The following is a 17,858-nucleotide window of genomic DNA, read 5'->3' on the forward strand; positions in this document are numbered from 1 at the left end:
GGGAACCAGCATGAGCCACACTGAGGGTTACTCTCGTCGCCGATTGCTCACGCTGGCTGCCGGCGTTTCGGCGGTGTTCACCTTTGATCGGGCGTTGGCCAATGCCACGTCGTCCGCCGCTCCCGGAGGCCAAGCCATGCAGACCCGTGCCATCCCATCCAGCTCCGAGTCCCTGCCCATGGTGGGTCTGGGCACCTATCGCGGCTTCGACGTCGCGCCGGGCGATCCGGCCTATCGGCAACTGCCGGCGGTCCTCGACGAACTGTTCGCCAAGGGTGGCACGGTGGTCGACAGCTCGCCCATGTATGGCCGCGCCGAAGAAACGACCGGTGAACTGCTGTCGATCCACGAACCGCGCTCGCTGGCATTTTTGGCGACCAAGGTGTGGACGAGGGGACGTGAGGAAGGCATCGCGCAGATGGAGCAGTCGTTCAGTCTGTTGCGTACCGAGCGTATCGACCTGATGCAGATTCACAATCTGCTCGACTGGCAAACTCACCTGCCAACCCTGCGCGAATGGAAGGCGCAGGGACGCATTCGCTACATCGGCATCACTCACTACACGTCGTCCGCTTATGACGAAGTCGAAGCGGTGCTGAAAGCCGAGCAACTGGACTTCCTGCAAATCAACTACGCCCTCGATGACCGTGGCGTGGAAAAACGCATCCTGCCGCTGTGTCGCGAGCGTGGGGTGGCAGTGATCTGCAATCGGCCGTTTGGTGGCGGTGGCTTACTTGCCCGGCTCAAGGGCCAACCCCTGCCAGCCTGGGTGTCGGACGTGCAGGTCAACAGTTGGCCGCAACTGGCGCTGAAGTTTTTGCTGGCGCACCCCGCGGTCACTTGCGTGATTCCCGGTACCGGTAATCCGCGCTACATGGCGGATAACGTCAAGGCCGGGTTCGGGCCGATGCTCACCGATGCGCAGCGGCATCAGTTGATTGCGTTGGTGAGTTAGTTTTCACCGCGAAACCGCAACGCCTCCAGCAACAACGCAAACGCCGGTGCCGCCTGCCGCCGGCTCGGGTAGTAGAGGTGATAACCGGCAAACGTCGGGCACCAGTCTTCCAGGACTTGCACCAGACGACCCTCGGCCAGATGTTGCGCGACGAGATTTTCCGGGATGTAACTCAAGCCGAAGCCATCCAGTGCGGCATCGAGCAACGGGTAGACGCCGTTCAGTGTGATTTGCCCGGACACCCGCACGTTCAGGCTTTCGCCGTCCTTTTCGAATTCCCAGGTGTACAGCCCGCCGTTAGTAGGCAGGCGCAGGTTGTTGCAGGCGTGCTCGGTCAGATCGCGTGGGGTATTTGGCGCTGAACGAGTGGCAAAGTAGGCCGGCGAACCGACGACGGCCATGCGCATGTCCGGGCCGATGCGCGTGGCGATCATGCCTTGCGCCACGTCTTCACCCAAACGCACGCCGGCATCGAAACCCTGGCCTGCGATATCGACGAAACCGTAATCGCAGCAGATCTCAACGGAAATGTCCGGGTATTGCGGCAGGAATGTCTTGAGCACCGGGCGCAGCAGCCAGTCCAGCGAATGGTCGGTGGCGCTGATGCGAATCTTGCCGGCCGGGGTGTCGCGCAGGTTGCTCAGGGCGGCGAGTTCCTGCTCGATCTCTTCGAAGCGCGGGCCCACGGTTTGCAGCAGATGTTCGCCGGCCTCGGTGGGGGAGACGCTGCGGGTGGTGCGGGTCAGCAGGCGCAAGCCGAGGCGTGCTTCGAGTGCGCGAATGGTATGGCTGAGCGCCGACTGCGAGACGCCGAGCTTGGCCGCGGCTTTGGTGAAACTGCGCTCGCGCGCTACGGCGAGGAAGGCGAGCAGGTCGCTGGCGTTTTCACGAAGCATTGATCAGTTTCCTGCATAAGTTTTTTCAGATTCTAGTCGATTATCTAAACAGTACGGCCCGGTAAAGTGAACGCACGTCTCGTGTAGGCGCTGGCGCAGGCTGCGATCTTTTGATCTTGCTTTCCTGCGGGTCAAGATCAAAAGATCGTCCGATCGCGGCCCGAGCCTTCGGCAGCTCCTACAGGGGGATTGAATCATTTTTCTGGAGAATGTCATGAACCCGATTGCTGCCTCTGCGCTGACTCTTTCCTTGCTCGCTGGCGATGTTCAGGCCAATGAACCCGCGCGTGTGACCGTAACTCCCAACGGTTCGCAACCTTCGGCCAAGGGGCCGAGTGACTGGTTTGTCGGCACGGTGCGCGTCGATGCGCCGTTCAAGGGCACCGACGAGGCCCGAGTCAGTGGCGCCACGGTGACCTTTGAACCCGGCGCACGCACGGCGTGGCACACCCATCCGTTGGGTCAGACGCTGATTGTTACTGCCGGTTCAGGTTTTGTGCAGGAATGGGGCCAGCCGATTCGCGCGATTCGGCCCGGCGACACGGTGTGGATCGCACCGGGGGCCAAGCATTGGCATGGCGCAGCACCGACGACGGCGATGACGCATATCGCCATTGCTGAAGTGTTGGACGGCAGTGTGGTGGAGTGGATGGAGCAGGTGAGTGAGGCGCACTATCCGCGCACCGAGTGACCCGATGACCCTCACCCCAGCCCTCTCCCGGAGGGAGAGGGGGCCGACCGAGGTGTCTGGCACTATGCATCGACCTGAAACAACGATGTCGATTATGGATTCACAACTGAACGTTCAAGTCGGCGTACCTCTCGAACATCCCCGAATCGGTCCCCTCTCCCAGTGGGAGAGGGTTAGGGTGAGGGGCTCTTCAGGTCTTCAGATCATCGCCGGCAACGAATCGAGAATCTTGTCCAGCGTGATCGGATACTCGCGCACCCTTGCTCCGGTGGCGTTGTAGATCGCGTTGGCCACCGCCGCACTCACCCCGCAAATCCCCAACTCACCGACACCCTTGGCCTTCATGGGCGAGGAAATCGGGTCTGTTTCATCAAGGAAAATCACCTCCTGATGCGGGATGTCGGCATGCACCGGCACTTCGTATCCGGCCAGATCATGGTTGACGAAGAAACCGAGTTTTTTATCGACCGCCAATTCCTCCATCAACGCCGCGCCAACGCCCATGGTCATCGCGCCGATCACCTGACTGCGCGCCGCTTTCGGATTGAGAATCCGCCCGGCCGCGCACACCGCGAGCATACGCCGCACGCGGACCTCGCCCGTCGCCGCATCCACCGCTACTTCGACGAAGTGCGCGCCAAATGTCGATTGCTGATACTGCTTTTCGAGGTCGGCGAATTCGATGCTGTCTTCAGCCACCACCTCACCATTTTTCGCAGCATCACGCAGCGCCACACTTTTGCCGCCGACCCGCACCTGACCGTCAACAAACTCCGCCTGATCTGCCGCCATGCCCAATTTTCCGGCGATCGCCTCACGCAATTTCACGCACGCGGCATACACGCCGGCAGTCGAGCAATTGCCGCCAAACTGGCCGCCGGAACCCGCCGACACCGGGAAATTTGAATCGCCCAGCCGCACCACGACATCGTCAATGCCTACGCCCATCATTTCCGCAGCCGTCTGCGCAATGATCGTGTAGCTGCCGGTGCCGATATCGGTCATGTCGGTTTCTACAGTGATCTTGCCGTCACGCTCCAGCCGCACCCGCGCGCCGGACTTCATCAACAGGTTGTTGCGGATCGCTGCGCCGACGCCCATGCCGATCAGCCAGCGACCTTCGCGACGGCTGCCCGGTTTGGCGTTGCGCTTGTCCCAGCCGAATTTTTCGGCGCTGGTCTGCAGGCATTCGATCAAACGTCGTTGCGAGAACGGACGCTCGGTTTTCACCGGATCAACCTGAGTGTCGTTGAGAATGCGGAACTGCACGGGATCAAGTTTGAGCTGTTCGGCCATTTCGTCCATGGCGATTTCCAGTGCCATCAATCCCGGCGCTTCGCCGGGTGCACGCATGGCGTTGCCCTCAGGCAGATCCAGCGGTGCCAGACGCATGGTCACCAGACGATTTTGCGCCGCGTACAGCAACTGACTCGGCTGCGCTGCGACTTCAACCTTGCCCTCCGCGAGATTGCCCGACCAGCCTTCATGCGCGATGGCGGTGAGCTTGCCGGCCGCCGTGGCGCCCATGCGGATGCGCTGGATGGTGGCGGGGCGATGCGTGGTGTTGTTGGCGACCTGCGGGCGGGCGAGGGCGACTTTCACCGGTCTGCCGGCCATGCGCGCACCGAGGGCCGCGAGGATCGCGTCGGCGCGAATAAACAGTTTGCCGCCGAAACCGCCGCCGATGTAAGGCGAGATCAAGCGGACTTTTTCCTTGGGCAGACCGAGGGTTTCGGCGATGTCGCCGACGCTCCAGGCGATCATTTGATTCGACGTCCACAGCGTCAGTTGATCGTCTTTCCACGCGGCCAGCGTCGCGTGGGGTTCCATCATCGCGTGGGACTGGTCGGGGGTGGTGTAGGTCTGGTCGAATTGCACCGGGGCGCCGGCGAAAGCGGTCGCGAAATCGCCGTGGGTGACGTCGGGCATTTCTTCTTTCTGCTCGACGCCTTTGTCACGCACGCTGGCCAGATCGAACTCGCCTTTGCTCGCGACGTAATCGACCTTGACCAATTGTGCGGCGGCGCGGGCCTGCTCGAAGGTCTCGGCAACCACCAGTGCAACGGCCTGGTGATAGTGCTGAACCTCGGGCCCGGCCAACAAGTGCGCGGCGTTGTACTGGCCCTTGCCAAGCTTGCCGGCATTGTCGGCGGTGACGATGGCCAACACGCCGGGCGCAGCTTTTGCGTCGGCGAGATCAATGTGGCTGATGCGACCCTTGGCGATGGCCGAACCGACCATGAAACCGTAGGCCTGATTGGCCACGGCTTCATGCTGTTCGTAAGCGTAAGGCGCCTGGCCGCAGGTTTTCAGCTTGCCTTCGATGCGATCGGTCGGCTTGCCGATCACCTTCAATTGATCAATCGGATTGGTCGTGGCGGGCGTGTCGAATTTCATGCTTCTTCCCTCGCTTGCGCCAACACCGAACCGAGCGTGCGCTCGACCAGAGTCAGTTTGAATTGGTTGTCGTGGCTCGGCGTTGCGCCGTCGAGCAGGCGTTCGCTGACGGCTTTTGCACCCTTGGGCAGCAATGCGTCAGCCGCTTCCACTCGCCACGGTTTCGGCGCAATACCGCCGACTGCGACGCGACCGCTGCCGTCCTTTTGCAGGATCAAACCGACGGACACCAGAGCAAACGCGTACGACGAGCGATCACGCACCTTGTGATAGATGTGGGTGCCGCCCACCGGTGCAGGCAAGGTCACGGCCGTGATGAATTCGCCGGCGCCGAGGCTGGTTTCGATATTCGGCGTGTTGCCCGGCAACAGATGAAAATCCGCCATGGCGATGCTGCGGGTGCTGCCATCGGGTTTCACCGTTTCAATCTGCGCATCGAGCGCGCGCATGGCAATCGCCATGTCACTCGGGTGCGTGGCGATGCAGGCATCACTGACGCCGATGATCCCCAGTTGCCGGGTGACCCCGCCAATTGCCGAACAGCCACTGCCAGGATTGCGTTTGTTGCAGGCCTGATTTGTGTCGTAGAAGTACGGGCAGCGGGTGCGTTGCAACAGGTTGCCGGCGGTGGTCGCCATGTTGCGCAACTGGCCGGAAGCGCCGGCGAGCAAGGCGCGGGACAGCAGTGCATAGTCTTTCCTGACCCGGGCGTCGGCCGCCAGATCGGTGTTGCGCACCAGCGCGCCGATGCGCAAACCGCCCTCGGGTGTGGCTTCGATCGTGTCCAGGCCCAGGTGATTGACGTCGATCAGGTGCAGCGGGGTTTCGATGTCGAGTTTCATCAGGTCGAGCAGGTTGGTGCCGCCGGCGATGAACTTCGCGCCCTCGATCTGCGCCGCTTGTGCAGCGGCGGCGGGGGAGTCGGCGCGTGTGTAATTGAACGGTCTCATGCCGGCACCTCCGCGACTTCAGTGATGGCTTCGATGATGTTCGAGTAGGCGCCGCAGCGGCAGATATTGCCGCTCATGCGCTCCTGGAATTCGGAAGCAATCAGCTTTGGCGACTCGGTCAGGCTGGGGCTGACGTGGCTGGGAATGCCGTCGCGGATTTCCTTGATAACCGCGACTGCCGAGCAGATCTGCCCCGGCGTGCAGTAACCACATTGATAGCCATCGTGCTTGATGAACGCGGCTTGCATCGGGTGAAGGTTGTCCGGCATGCCGAGGCCTTCGATCGTGGTGATCTCACTGCCTTCGTGCATCACCGCCAATGTCAGGCATGAGTTGATCCGCCGACCATCGGCGATCACCGTGCACGCACCGCACTGGCCGTGGTCGCAGCCTTTTTTGCTGCCGGTCAGGTGCAGGTGTTCACGCAGCGCGTCGAGCAGGGTGGTGCGGTTGTCGACTTCAAGGGACTGGGGTTTGCCGTTGACTTGAAGGGTCACTTTGTTCATGGCCGGTTGCTCCAGGTTGGCGGCGTAGGCCTTGAGGCTGATGAATGGCGGCATCGCGAACGCCGTTGCGGTCACGGCGCCGAGAATCAAAAATTTACGTCGGGAAATCGGCATGGTTCGATTCCTTTTTCTCTCAATCAGGCGGCAGGGCTGTGAATGGCCCATAGGGGCTTGCCGGCATGTTTGCCAGTCTCGTTCTAGGAGTGACCGCTGGAGAGAGGAAAAGGTTTTTGCGGATTTTCGCTATAGAGTTATTTGCTCAGCTCATGAATCGCCAGATACGCAAAATCCCCTGTAGGAGCTGCCGAAGGCTGCGATCTTTTGATTTTGCGCTTTTAAGATCAAAAGCAAGATCAAAAGATCGTCCGATCGCGGCCCGAGCCTTCGGCAGCTCCTACACACGGGGGGCGTTTAGTTCCCGCCGACGACCATGTGGGTGAATGGTGAAACGTAGGCCTGCAACGTCACCAGCCCACCCACCAGAATCGCCAGCACAATCGAGTGGAAGAACACGTAACGCAGAATCTCGCCCTCATGCCCATACCAACGGGTCGCGGTCGAGGCGACCACAATCGACTGCGCATCGACCATTTTGCCCATGACCCCACCGGAGCTGTTGGCCGCCGCCATCAGTACCGGGCTGATGCCGAGCTGTTCCGCCGTCACCCGTTGCAGTCCGCCGAACAGCACGTTGGACGCGGTGTCGGAACCGGTCAACGCCACCCCTAGCCAGCCGAGCAGGGTGCCGAACATCGGGTAGAAAATCCCCGTCGCCGCGAACGCCAGGCCCATGGTTGCGTCCAGGCCCGAGTAGCGCGTGAGAAACCCCAGCGCCAGCATCGCCGCGATGGTGATCAGCGAAAAACGCACCACCCACAGCGTGCGCAGGTATTGCTTGATCAGCTGCGGGATCGAATAGCCCATCAGCAAACCGCCGACGATCGCCGCCAGCAAAATTCCGCTGCCGGTGCTGGTCAGCCAGGTGAACTTGTAGACTGCCTCTTCGGTTTTTGGCGTCGGCACCACGGGTGGCACTTTCTCGACTTGTTGATGCAGCGTCGTGAACACGATGGCCGGGGCGAAGATCGGGTTGGCCTCGCGCATCGGCTTGCCTTGCGGATCGAGCTTGGCCGATTGTGTGACCGGATCAATCGCCGGCCGGGTGTCAAACAGATTTTTGAAGCCCTGCGTGCCCCAGGCAAACACGAACACGGTGAGAATGAACCACGGCATCCACGCGCGCATCACGGCCGGGCGCGCCTGATCGCTGAACGCGGCGCTGGCGGTGACTTTTTCTTCATCGACTTTGGAGTTGTCGACCCTGCCCGATAGCGCCGCCGAGGTGTGAATGGTCGCCGGTTTCCAGACCTTCAGGAACAGCGTCAGGCTGGCCATGGAAATCAGCGCGGCGATCACGTCCACCAGCATCGGGCCGTGGTAGTTCGATACCAGAAACTGCGGCACGGCGAAGCTGACGCCCGCGACCAGAATCGCTGGCCAGACCTCGAGCATCTTGCGCCATCCGGCGAACGCCCAGATCAGCCAGAACGGCACCAGCACCGAGAAGAATGGCAGTTGCCGACCGACCATCATCGACAGCTCCATCTCATCCAGACCGGTGACTTTGGCGAGTGTGATGATCGGTGTACCGAGTGCGCCAAAAGCTACCGGTGCCGTGTTGGCGATCAGTGCCAGGCCAGACGCGGCCAATGGCGAAAAACCGAGGCCGATGAGGATCGCCCCGGTTACCGCCACCGGTGTACCGAAACCTGCCGCACCTTCGAAGAAAGCACCGAAGCAAAAAGCGATCAGCAACAGCTGCAAGCGGCGATCATCGGTGATCCGCGCCAGCGAATCCTGCAGCACTTTGAACGAACCGTTCTCGGTGGTCAGGCGATGCAGAAAGATGATGTTGAGCACGATCCAGCCGATTGGCAGCAAGCCATTGGCGGCGCCGAACAGTGCCGCCGACCCGGCCATGGAGGCGGGCATGCCGAACGCGAAGATCGAGATCAGCAGCGCCGATGCCAGCGCCAGCAGCGCCGCCAGATGCGCCTTGACGTGAAAGAACGCTAGCGCCGCCAGCATCACCACCACCGGGACGGCGGCCATGAGCGTGGAAATCACCGGATTGCCGAACGGGTCGTAGATTTGCTGCCAGACCATGGTCCACCTCTGCTTGTTGTTATTGAGGGTGCAGATCCATTGCATGGGGTTGGGCTGCAAGCAGTATAGGTGGCATTTCGCCGTCGTTCGGGATGGGCGGGCGAGGCGATAAACGGTCATTAGTGGCCACTGAATCATCGCTGTTTTACCCGGTCGTATTGACGGCTGCGCGCACCGCGTCCTGAAGGCGAGGGCAGCGTGGCCGATTCCGTCGTCAAGACCTTGGTTTTAGGGAAGTGTTGAATGAAGCGCGCTACAACGATGCTGCTGACCGTTACCGCCGCCGTATTGCTCGGCGGCTGTGTGGCGGATTTTGATAATGACCACCGCCACGGCCGGCATTACGACCGCGACCATGGGCGCCATTACGACAATGATCGGCGCTGGGATGACCGCGATGACGACCGCCGCGATGGCCGTCGCTATCACCGCGATCGGGATGATGATTGATTGAACACAAGAGGGCGTTCCCGCAAAGGAACGCCCTCGTTCATTAGCCCTCGGTCATCAAATAAAACGAGCGCTCGCCTGGACGCGGGAACGCGCAGGCACAGAGGCCTCGAGATCCAGCAAATGGGTGGCGAGGATGTCGCTCAGAAAGCGGAACTGATCGTTGATGCCGACCACTTCATTACTGAAATGATTGGTCGCGGCGGGCATCAGCAGATCTTCGAAATCTTCGTTGAATACCAGTGATTGTGCCTTGTGCGACACAACTTGCTGGTCGTAGTAGTTGCTGCCGAACACCGGAAAACTCACGGAGAGTGCGATGGTGTGAATCATGATGTGAACTCCTCGTTGCGGTTCGGATGTGGCAATCGTGCCCTTCGTGGGCGGCAGACGGAAGGTGATCGTGGCGATGGTGAATATCGACGGCATTGATGGTCGAGTTTTGCGGCGCTTTGGCTGGCCCCATCGCTGGCAAGCCAGCTCCCACAGTGATCTTCGGTGAACACAAATTCAGGAACGACGCGAAACCTGTGGGAGCTGGCTTGCCAGCGATGAGGCCGGAACATCCAGCAACACCGCTGACTGACCCACCTATACTCAAATGTGCTCCCTCCTCAAAAGGACACCCCCACCGTGAACCTGCGTGCGCTGGTCGTCGCCGCACTGTTTCTGCTGGCCGGTTGCACCACGTCGCCCCGGGCTCCGGTGACTGCTGCTCCAGCCGTCGTGGTGTCGCCCGCGACCTGGCGACAGATCGACCAAGAAATCGTCAGCGCCTCGCAACAAGCCACCGAGCAGGTCAAGTTGTTCGCCCGGGGTTCGATGGAACATTGGCGCACTCGCGTCTATCAGCAAACTGAAGAAAATTTCATCCCGTGGTTCAGCAGCTACTGGACCCAGGAATGGCTGTCGATGAAGGTCAGTTGGTACACGATCAGTGCCGGTGGCGAGCAGGATGCTTCGGCCAAGCGCTTGGCGACGTATCTGCTTGATCAGTATCAGAAAAGGGTGCTTGCGCCGGTCGCGGTGGAGGTTGATCCGGACGCGATCCTCGGCCAGGCCACGGCGTTCTATGCAGAGCTGATGGCTCGGCAGATGCCGCTCATCGCACAGCGCCACCGCGTGCCGGTTGCCCAGCTCAACGGTCGTTTGCAGAAGATCCCCGCCATTGCCCTCGGACCACCGCCGGCGCGGGATGCCTCGTTGTACAAAGTCATCAGCACCGAACCGTTGACCACACTGCCGGCTTACGCGGCACTGATCGACAAGATTCACACCGACGGCGGCGCCAAAGGCATTGGTTCGACGGATGCCGGCATGGCCCCGGTAGCCAAGCGTGCGAGCCAGCGAATGGAGGCGGAAATGGCCCCGCGCGGTGCCGCCAGTGCGGTGGCAGCAGCGGCGGGCAAACTGGCCGGGGCGATGATTTCCGTCGGCGTGATGGGCATCCGCGCGATCCTCCAGGCCAACGACCGGCCCGACAGTGAGGCGCTGATCCGCAGCAGCCTGGGCAACACCTTCGATAAGGCCTGGCTGAAACTGGTGCAGAACCCGACCACTGGCGTGATGGCCGGCACGCTGCACATGGCCGGGCAGGTGGAGCGCAATCTGGGCGCGAGTGAAGAGCCGTCGGTCGGGTTTGGGGCGAATCGTGTCGAATGGAATCCGCCGGAATCGACTACCCAGCAGATCGAACCCAACGTACCAGGAGAATGATCATGGCTTACATCGATATTTTTGTAGCGCCGGTCCCGACTGCCAATCGCGAGCAGTACAAAAAGCACGCTGAAATCGCAGCAGTGATCTTCAAGGAATACGGCGCCCTGAGCGTCGCTGAATGCTGGGGTGATGATGTCCCGGACGGCAAGCTCACGTCGTTCCCGATGGCGGTAAAACTCAAGGAAGGTGAAACCGTCGCGTCCGGCTGGCTGATCTGGCCGGACAAAGCCACTCGCGATACCGGCATGGCGAAAATGATGGAAGACCCGCGCATGCAACCGGACGTCAACCCGATGCCGTTTGATGGACAGCGGATGATCTTCGGCGGCTTCCAGTACCTGATCGAACCCTGAACCCCACACGATTCCCCTGTGTGATGGCATCTATGGTGAATACACCGCAGATCCCTGTAGGAGCTGCCGAAGGCTGCGATCTTTTGATCTTGCCCTAAAAAACAAGATCAAAAGATCGCCGCCTCGTTTCACTCGACAGCTCCTACATGGAGGGCGGGGCTTGGGGTCACTCTGCGGAGGGGGTGATCCGGCAGCCTTTGCGGTTGCGGATCTGTTCGTCCGTCGGGCGTTCGCGGACGAATTCAAAACGCGGCTCACCTTCGCTGTAATGCACCAGCCAGCCCCATTCCAGCTCGGTTTCATCTTGCCCGGGATTCGGTGGTCGGGCCCACCACGGTTCTTTGCTGAGGATCTCGCGCATGGCGGCCTCCGGTCGATGGCAATCCTTGAACTATAGCCCGGTGTCGCGAGTCGTCAGATCAGGCTGTGTAGAATCACGCCGATCACGAGGAGCGAAGGAGCCCGGCCATGACCGATGACGCGTACAGGGATGAACCCTCCAAACGATTGTTCTTCGCGCTCGACTGCCCGCCGGCGCAGCGCAAGGCAATAGCCCAGTGGCGCGCGGAGTTGGGCCTCAGAACCGGCAAGCCAGTGCCGGCAGACAACTTTCATCTGACGCTGCTGTTTCTCGGCGCCGTGCCGTTAGCGCAGATCGGCGAAGTCTGTGAAGCCGCTGGCAAAGTACGTACACCGGGGGAGAGGTTGCAGATTTCACTGGATCGCTTGCAGGTCTGGCATCGCGCCGGGGTCTTGTCGTTGGCGCCGGAGCAGGCACCGCAGTCGTTGCTGCGATTGGTCTATGCACTTGAACAGGCCATGTTGCCATTCGGTTTTGAAGAGACTGCCCACGAGTTTCGCCCGCACCTGACCCTGGCCCGTGACTACCGCGCGCCGGAGCCGGAATCGGCCGCGCCGCCAGAGTTTTTCCTGCGTGCCGAGCGCTTTGCGTTGTTCGAATCGCACAAGGGTCGCTATCGGATTTTGCAGGATTGGCCACTGACCTGAGCCACAAAAAAAGGCGCCCGAGGGCGCCTGAAATTCACCTGAGCCGAGGGAGCCAGGTGAGGCCGTTCATATGCAGGGTGCAGCGGTGGTAAGGCACTGCGTGAACGGGAAACCAATAATTCTCAAACCACACACAATTCCACTGTAGGAGCCGAAGGCTGCGATCTTTTGCCTTTGGGCTTTCAAGATCAAAAGATCGTCCGATCGCGGCCCGAACCTTCGGCAGCTCCTACATTCGGTAGTGGGTTACTTGCCGAGTTTCACTCGGGTCCAGCCGCGGGTCATGATCCGCTGGGTCGCGATCGGCTGATCCGGCACCGCATACAGCGTCGCCATCACCGCTTGCGAGGGGTACGAGCCCGGGTCGTTGCGGATCGCTTCGTCGACCAATGGCGTCGCCGCCGAGTTGGCGTTGCTGTAGCCGTTGCTGTTGGTGATCTCGGCGATGATGTCCGGACGCATCAAAAAGTCCATGAACAGATACGCGTTGTCGACGTTCGCCGCATCACGCGGGATGGCGACCATGTCGTAGAAACTGCCGGCGCCTTCCTTGGGAATGCTGTAGTCGATCTTCACCTTGTTGCCCGATTCCATCGCGCGGGCCTTGGCCTGCAGGACGTCCCCGGAGTAGCCGACCGCCACGCAGATGTTGCCGTTGGCCAGGTCCGAGATGTACTTCGAGGAATGGAAGTACGCCACGTACGGGCGGATCTTCATGAACAGCGCTTCGGCTTCCATGATGTGCGCCTTGTCCTTGTCGTTCACCGGGTAACCCAGGTAGTGCAGGGCGGCCGGGATCATTTCGGTCGGCGAGTCGAGGAAACTGATGCCACAGGCCTTCAGCTTTTCCGCATTTTCCGGTTTGAATAGCAAGTCCCAGGAGTTGGTCGGGGCATCAGCGCCGAGTACTTCCTTGACCTTGGCCGGGTTGAAACCGATGCCGATCGAGCCCCACATGTACGGGAACGCGTGAGCGTTATCCGGATCACTGGCGGCAGCATTTTTCAGCAGCACCGGGTTGAGATTCTTCCAGTTGGGCAGCTTCGATTTATCCAGCGGCTGATAGACGCCAGCCTTGATCTGCTTGGCCAGAAAACTGTTGGACGGCACGACGAGGTCATAGCCGGATTTGCCCGCCAGCAAACGCGCCTCGAGGGTTTCGTTGCTGTCGAAGACGTCGTAGGTCACGCGGATACCGGTCTCGTCTTCGAACTTCTTGACGGTGTCCGGCGCGATGTAATCGGACCAGTTGTAAACACGCAGCACTTTGTCGTTGGCCTGGGCGCCCATGACGATTGCGCCCATTAAGGACAGTGTCAGCAGAGTCCTGCCAAACATTTTCATCGGTACAACTCCATTTTTTTTATTCAAAAACACAACACAAAAACCGAACAACTAACTCGACTCTTGTAGGAGCTGCGGCACGCTGCGATCTTTTGATCTTGCTTTTGATCTTAAAAGCGCAAAGTCAAAAGATCGCAGCGTGCCGCAGCTCCTACAGGATTATGCGGTGGCGGCGCGTTGCGGCTGCTGCCACGACTCATTCGCTGTCTGATCCATCGCTTCCTGAATCGCACGCTTGCGGTTGGCCTCTGCCTTGCGGCCGAAGTACCAGACGAGGAAGGTCACCAGCGACACCGCCAGCAGAATAAGACTCGCCACCGCGTTGATCTCAGGCTTCACGCCCAGACGCACCGCCGAGAACACTTCCATCGGCAGGGTGGTGGAGCCTGGGCCGGAGACGAAGCTCGCCAACACCAGGTCATCCAGCGACAAGGCGAACGACATCATCCCGCCCGCCGCCAGTGACGGCGCGATCATCGGAATGGTGATCAGGAAAAACACCTTGAACGGTTTCGCGCCCAGATCCATCGCCGCTTCTTCAATTGACAAGTCCAGTTCACGCAGGCGGGCGGAGACTACTACCGCCACATAGGCTGCACAAAACGTGGTGTGGGCGATCCAGATCGTGACGATGCCACGCTCCTGTGGCCAGCCGATCAGTTGCGCCATCGCCACGAACAGCAGCAACAACGACAGGCCGGTGATCACTTCAGGCATCACCAACGGCGCGGTGACCAGGCCGCCAAACAGCGTGCGACCCTTGAAGCGTGTTACCCGAGTCAGCACGAACGCAGCCAGAGTACCGAGTGCCACAGCCGCAACGGCGGTGTAGCAGGCGATTTCCAGCGAGCGTCCCACCGAGCCCATCAGTTGCGTATTGTCGAGCAAACCGGTGTACCACTTGATCGACCAGCCGCCCCATACCGTCACCAGTTTCGAGGCGTTGAACGAGTAGATCACCAGGATCAGCATCGGCAGATAGATGAACGTCAGGCCGAAGATCAACATGAATTTTGCAAAACCGAAGCGTTTCATCCCCGTGCCTCCATCTCTTTGGCCTGGCTGCGGTTGAACAGCAGAATCGGCACAATCAGGATCAACAGCATCACCACCGCCAGAGCAGACGCCACCGGCCAGTCGCGGTTATTGAAGAACTCTTGCCACAGCACGCGACCGATCATCAGCGTCTCCGGGCCACCCAACAGTTCGGGAATCACGAACTCGCCGACCACCGGAATGAACACCAGCATGCAGCCTGCGATGATGCCGTTCTTGGCCAGCGGTACGGTGATTTTCCAGAAGTTGTTGAAGTTGCTCGACCCCAGGTCCGACGCGGCTTCCAGCAGACTGCCGTCGTGCTTCACCAGGTTGGCGTACAGCGGCAACACCATGAACGGCAGGTAGGCATAAACCACGCCGATATACACCGCCGTGTTGGTGTTGAGGATCTCGATCGAGTGATCGGTCAGGCCCGTCCACATCAGAAAACTGTTGAGCAAACCGTTGTTGCTGAGAATGCCCATCCACGCATAAACGCGGATCAGGATCGCGGTCCAGGTCGGCATCATGATCAACAGCAGCAGGACGTTTTGTGTTTCCTTGCCGGTCTTGGTGATCGCGTAAGCCATCGGGAAACCGATCACCAGGCACATCAGCGTGCTCAGTGCCGCGACCTTCAGCGAACCGAGGTAGGCCGACAGGTACAACTCGTCTTCGCCGAGCATGGCGTAGTTGCCGATGTTCAGCAGCAGCTGGAATTTCTGTTCGGCGTAGGTGTAGATCTCCGAGTACGGCGGGATCGACAGCGCAGCTTCCGAGAAGCTGATCTTCATCACCAGGAAAAACGGCAGCATGAAGAACAGGAACAGCCAGATGAACGGAATACCGATCACCAGTTTTCGGCCACTGGGCACCAGGCGCAGGAATTGCTGATTAAAGGTTCTCATGAGCGCAGTACCACGCCGCTGTCGTCTTCCCACCAGACGTAAACCTTGTCGTCCCAGGTCGGTCGCGCGCCACGGCGTTCAGCGTTGGCCATGAACGACTGGACGATTTTGCCGCCCGGCAATTCGACGTAGAACACCGAGTGGCCGCCGAGGTAGGCGATGTCATGCACTTTGCCTTCGGACCAGTTGTAGCGAAACTCGGGCTGGGTGGTGCTGACGAGCATTTTTTCCGGACGGATCGCGTAGGTGATCGATTTGTCCTGCACCGAGGTGCTGACGCCGTGACCGACGTAGATCTTCTGCTGCAAATCCGGGCTGTGGATGATCGCGTGACCTTCAAGGTCTTCCACCACGGTGCCGTCGAACGCATTCACGTTGCCGATGAACTCGCAGACCATGCGGCTGACCGGTGCCTCATAGATGTCGATCGGGCTGCCGATCTGCGCGATCCAGCCCAGGTGCATGATCGCAATGCGCTCGGCCATGGTCATGGCTTCTTCCTGGTCGTGAGTGACCATCACGCAGGTCACGCCGACGCGCTCGATGATCTCAACCAGTTCCAGCTGCATTTGCGAACGCAGCTTTTTATCCAGCGCGCCCATCGGTTCGTCGAGCAGCAACAGCTTCGGACGCTTGGCCAGCGAGCGGGCGAGGGCGACACGTTGGCGCTGACCACCGGACAACTGATGCGGTTTGCGTTTGGCGTATTGGGTCATGTGCACCAGACGCAGCATTTCTTCAACGCGGGCGTCGATTTCACTGGCTGGCAAACGGTCCTGCTTGAGGCCGAAGGCGATGTTCTGCGCGACGGTCATGTGCGGGAACAGCGCGTAGGACTGGAACATCATGTTGATCGGCCGCTCGTACGGCGGCATGTCGGTGATGTCCACGCCGTCGAGCAGAATCCGCCCTTCAGTCGGGCGCTCGAAACCGGCAAGCATGCGCAGCAGGGTCGATTTACCCGAGCCGGAGCCGCCGAGCAGGGCAAAGATTTCGCCCTGATGGATCTCCAGGGATACATCGTCCACTGCGGTGGTTTCGTCGAACTTCTTGGTGACACGATCGACTTTCACCAACACCTTTTTCGGTTGCTGATGACCTTCAAGTGCCTTCCTGTAAGTGCTGGAGGCGTTTGCCATGTGAAACTCCCAACAGGTTTCAGTGCCTGGCCAACGTGGCCTGGCTTAAGTGGATTGCAAGCCTGGAAAAACAATTCCCGTCATCACACGGTCCCTGTAGGAGCTGCCGAAGGCTGCGATCTTTGGATCTTGATCTTTAACAACAAAGTCAAAAGATCGCAGCCTTCGGCAGCTCCTACAGGGGACTGCGTCTGTGGCAGGTTGCTCCGGCTTGTTCGGCGCCGCCGTCCTGGCTGCCTGGGTCGTACTTGTTGTTATTACGGGTGTTGTTTTTCACGAATGACGGATGCGCGCAGGCACACCCGACTTGCGTGGGGGCAGTAAATCGTTACGTATTCTTTGGTTGTGTCAGCGCTGGTTACGCCGCGCCGCACGCTGGCGGCAAGCCTCACCGAAGGCCTGGAAGATCTTCAGGTAGTTCGGGTTGTCGAGCACTTGCCACTCCGGGTGCCATTGCACGCCGAGGGCAAAGATCGGGCTGTGCTCCACCGAGATCGCCTCGATCAGACCATCTGGCGCCACCGCTTCGGCACGCAGGCCGGGCGCGAGGCGGTCGATGCCCTGACTGTGAATCGAGTTGACCTGAAACTCGCCCGGCAACTCCAGCGCTTCGAACACACCACCGCCAAGCACAGTGACTGCATGAGCCGGTGCGTATTGCACGGCCACATCCGGGCTGTCTGCTTCACGGTGATCGAGCATGCCCGGCAGCTCATGCACCTTCTGATGCAGGCTGCCGCCGAATGCCACGTTCATCTCCTGGAAGCCGCGGCAAATGCCCAGCACCGGAACGCCCGCCGCAATGGCTGCACGCAATAAAGGAAGGGTGGTGGCATCCCGCGCCGGATCGTGATCCGTGCCGGGAGTGCTGGCCGGGCCTTGATAGTGGAAGGGTTCCACGTTGGAAGGCGAACCGGTCAGCAACAGACCGTCGAGTTGACCGAGCAGGTCCTCGATTTCAGTCAGGTTGCCAAGGGAAGGAATGACCACTGGCAGCCCCTGAGCGCCAACGCTGACAGCACGAACGTACTTGTCGCCGCTGATGTGATAGGGGTGCAGGCCAATCTGTTTGACGCACGCAGTAACGCCGATCAATGGCTTGAATGCCATTTTTATTCACCTCGAGTCTGACACTTGAACGAGCTTTTCCGGAGCTTAGCCTCGTTGATTTTAATTAACAACTGCCATGTAAAAAATTCTAAACGCCTTTCATCAAATCTTCATGATTGGCGGACATCTGGCGCCTGTTTTGGCACGTAGGTGTCAAGAAAAGCCCAAAAAATAAAGGCTGAGCGGCAGGGTGTTCGCTATTGACTTCACTTTGCCGTTCGGGTTGAC

18 protein-coding genes are annotated in these 17,858 nt (G+C 60.0%); 6 read left to right on the forward strand and 12 right to left on the reverse strand.

The annotated features are described in order from the left end of the window. Positions 1-10 precede the first annotated feature (10 nt). Positions 11-955, forward strand: coding sequence for an aldo/keto reductase (locus tag ICA16_RS25745; protein WP_210701925.1), 945 nt, complete (start codon positions 11-13; stop codon positions 953-955). On the opposite strand, the gene ICA16_RS25750 is transcribed toward ICA16_RS25745, so the two are convergent. Next, positions 952-1,851, reverse strand: a complete 900-nt coding sequence (locus tag ICA16_RS25750; protein ID WP_150604608.1) for a LysR family transcriptional regulator — start codon at positions 1,849-1,851, stop codon at positions 952-954. The genes ICA16_RS25745 and ICA16_RS25750 overlap by 4 nt on opposite strands. Positions 1,852-2,065: 214 nt before the next feature. On the opposite strand from ICA16_RS25750, the gene ICA16_RS25755 reads away from it, so the two are divergent. Beyond that, positions 2,066-2,542 carry a (R)-mandelonitrile lyase gene (locus ICA16_RS25755; protein ID WP_150604609.1) on the forward strand — a complete coding sequence of 159 codons (477 nt, stop codon included), beginning with the start codon at positions 2,066-2,068 and terminating at the stop codon, positions 2,540-2,542. A 198-nt stretch (positions 2,543-2,740) separates the two neighbouring features. Here ICA16_RS25755 and paoC read toward each other — a convergent pair whose 3' ends face one another. From paoC to ICA16_RS25775, 4 genes are all read right to left on the reverse strand, one after another. Beyond that, positions 2,741-4,939 (reverse strand): aldehyde oxidoreductase molybdenum-binding subunit PaoC, encoded by a 2,199-nt coding sequence (gene paoC / locus ICA16_RS25760; protein WP_210701926.1) that lies wholly within the window; start codon positions 4,937-4,939, stop codon positions 2,741-2,743. Next, positions 4,936-5,889: an FAD binding domain-containing protein gene (locus tag ICA16_RS25765; RefSeq protein ID WP_150618139.1), complete on the reverse strand. Its 954-nt coding sequence runs from the start codon at positions 5,887-5,889 to the stop codon at positions 4,936-4,938. Before ICA16_RS25765 ends, paoC begins: the two co-directional genes overlap by 4 nt. Next, positions 5,886-6,560 (reverse strand): aldehyde dehydrogenase iron-sulfur subunit PaoA, encoded by a 675-nt coding sequence (gene paoA, locus ICA16_RS25770; RefSeq protein ID WP_150605190.1) that lies wholly within the window; start codon positions 6,558-6,560, stop codon positions 5,886-5,888. The genes ICA16_RS25765 and paoA overlap by 4 nt, the downstream gene beginning before the upstream one ends. Positions 6,561-6,806: 246 nt before the next feature. Then, positions 6,807-8,561, reverse strand: a complete 1,755-nt coding sequence (locus ICA16_RS25775; protein ID WP_210555254.1) for an L-lactate permease — start codon at positions 8,559-8,561, stop codon at positions 6,807-6,809. Between the two features lie 243 nt (positions 8,562-8,804). Here ICA16_RS25775 and ICA16_RS25780 point away from each other — a divergent pair, with 243 nt between their 5' ends. Next, complete coding sequence (locus tag ICA16_RS25780) at positions 8,805-9,011, forward strand: hypothetical protein (RefSeq protein WP_210555132.1); 207 nt, start codon at positions 8,805-8,807, stop codon at positions 9,009-9,011. A 57-nt stretch (positions 9,012-9,068) separates the two neighbouring features. On the opposite strand, the gene ICA16_RS25785 is transcribed toward ICA16_RS25780, so the two are convergent. Further along, positions 9,069-9,344: a hypothetical protein gene (locus tag ICA16_RS25785; RefSeq protein WP_150618141.1), complete on the reverse strand. Its 276-nt coding sequence runs from the start codon at positions 9,342-9,344 to the stop codon at positions 9,069-9,071. 300 nt (positions 9,345-9,644) lie between these two features. Here ICA16_RS25785 and ICA16_RS25790 point away from each other — a divergent pair, with 300 nt between their 5' ends. After that, positions 9,645-10,727 (forward strand): hypothetical protein, encoded by a 1,083-nt coding sequence (locus tag ICA16_RS25790; RefSeq protein WP_210701927.1) that lies wholly within the window; start codon positions 9,645-9,647, stop codon positions 10,725-10,727. 2 nt (positions 10,728-10,729) lie between these two features. Further along, on the forward strand, positions 10,730-11,083 hold the full coding sequence (locus ICA16_RS25795) for a DUF1428 domain-containing protein (protein WP_042558747.1): 354 nt from the start codon (positions 10,730-10,732) through the stop codon (positions 11,081-11,083). Between the two features lie 166 nt (positions 11,084-11,249). Here ICA16_RS25795 and ICA16_RS25800 read toward each other — a convergent pair whose 3' ends face one another. Beyond that, a complete protein-coding gene (locus ICA16_RS25800) occupies positions 11,250-11,444 on the reverse strand; it encodes a hypothetical protein (RefSeq protein WP_150605187.1) in 195 nt (64 codons plus the stop codon). A gap of 107 nt (positions 11,445-11,551) precedes the next feature. Here ICA16_RS25800 and thpR point away from each other — a divergent pair, with 107 nt between their 5' ends. Beyond that, a complete protein-coding gene (gene thpR / locus ICA16_RS25805) occupies positions 11,552-12,091 on the forward strand; it encodes an RNA 2',3'-cyclic phosphodiesterase (protein ID WP_210701928.1) in 540 nt (179 codons plus the stop codon). 246 nt (positions 12,092-12,337) lie between these two features. Here thpR and ICA16_RS25810 read toward each other — a convergent pair whose 3' ends face one another. From ICA16_RS25810 to ICA16_RS25830, 5 genes are all read right to left on the reverse strand, one after another. Further along, positions 12,338-13,435, reverse strand: a complete 1,098-nt coding sequence (locus ICA16_RS25810) for a polyamine ABC transporter substrate-binding protein (protein ID WP_210701929.1) — start codon at positions 13,433-13,435, stop codon at positions 12,338-12,340. A 159-nt stretch (positions 13,436-13,594) separates the two neighbouring features. Next, a complete protein-coding gene (locus tag ICA16_RS25815) occupies positions 13,595-14,470 on the reverse strand; it encodes an ABC transporter permease subunit (protein ID WP_150618145.1) in 876 nt (291 codons plus the stop codon). Then, positions 14,467-15,348 (reverse strand): ABC transporter permease subunit, encoded by an 882-nt coding sequence (locus ICA16_RS25820; RefSeq protein ID WP_191626509.1) that lies wholly within the window; start codon positions 15,346-15,348, stop codon positions 14,467-14,469. Before ICA16_RS25820 ends, ICA16_RS25815 begins: the two co-directional genes overlap by 4 nt. A gap of 29 nt (positions 15,349-15,377) precedes the next feature. After that, complete coding sequence (locus tag ICA16_RS25825; RefSeq protein WP_150605182.1) at positions 15,378-16,520, reverse strand: ABC transporter ATP-binding protein; 1,143 nt, start codon at positions 16,518-16,520, stop codon at positions 15,378-15,380. A gap of 348 nt (positions 16,521-16,868) precedes the next feature. After that, positions 16,869-17,630 (reverse strand): gamma-glutamyl-gamma-aminobutyrate hydrolase family protein, encoded by a 762-nt coding sequence (locus ICA16_RS25830; protein WP_210701930.1) that lies wholly within the window; start codon positions 17,628-17,630, stop codon positions 16,869-16,871. Positions 17,631-17,858: the final 228 nt, after the last annotated feature.

This window comes from Pseudomonas anatoliensis (genome assembly GCF_017976235.1).
Classification (GTDB): Bacteria; Pseudomonadota; Gammaproteobacteria; order Pseudomonadales; family Pseudomonadaceae; genus Aquipseudomonas; species Aquipseudomonas anatoliensis.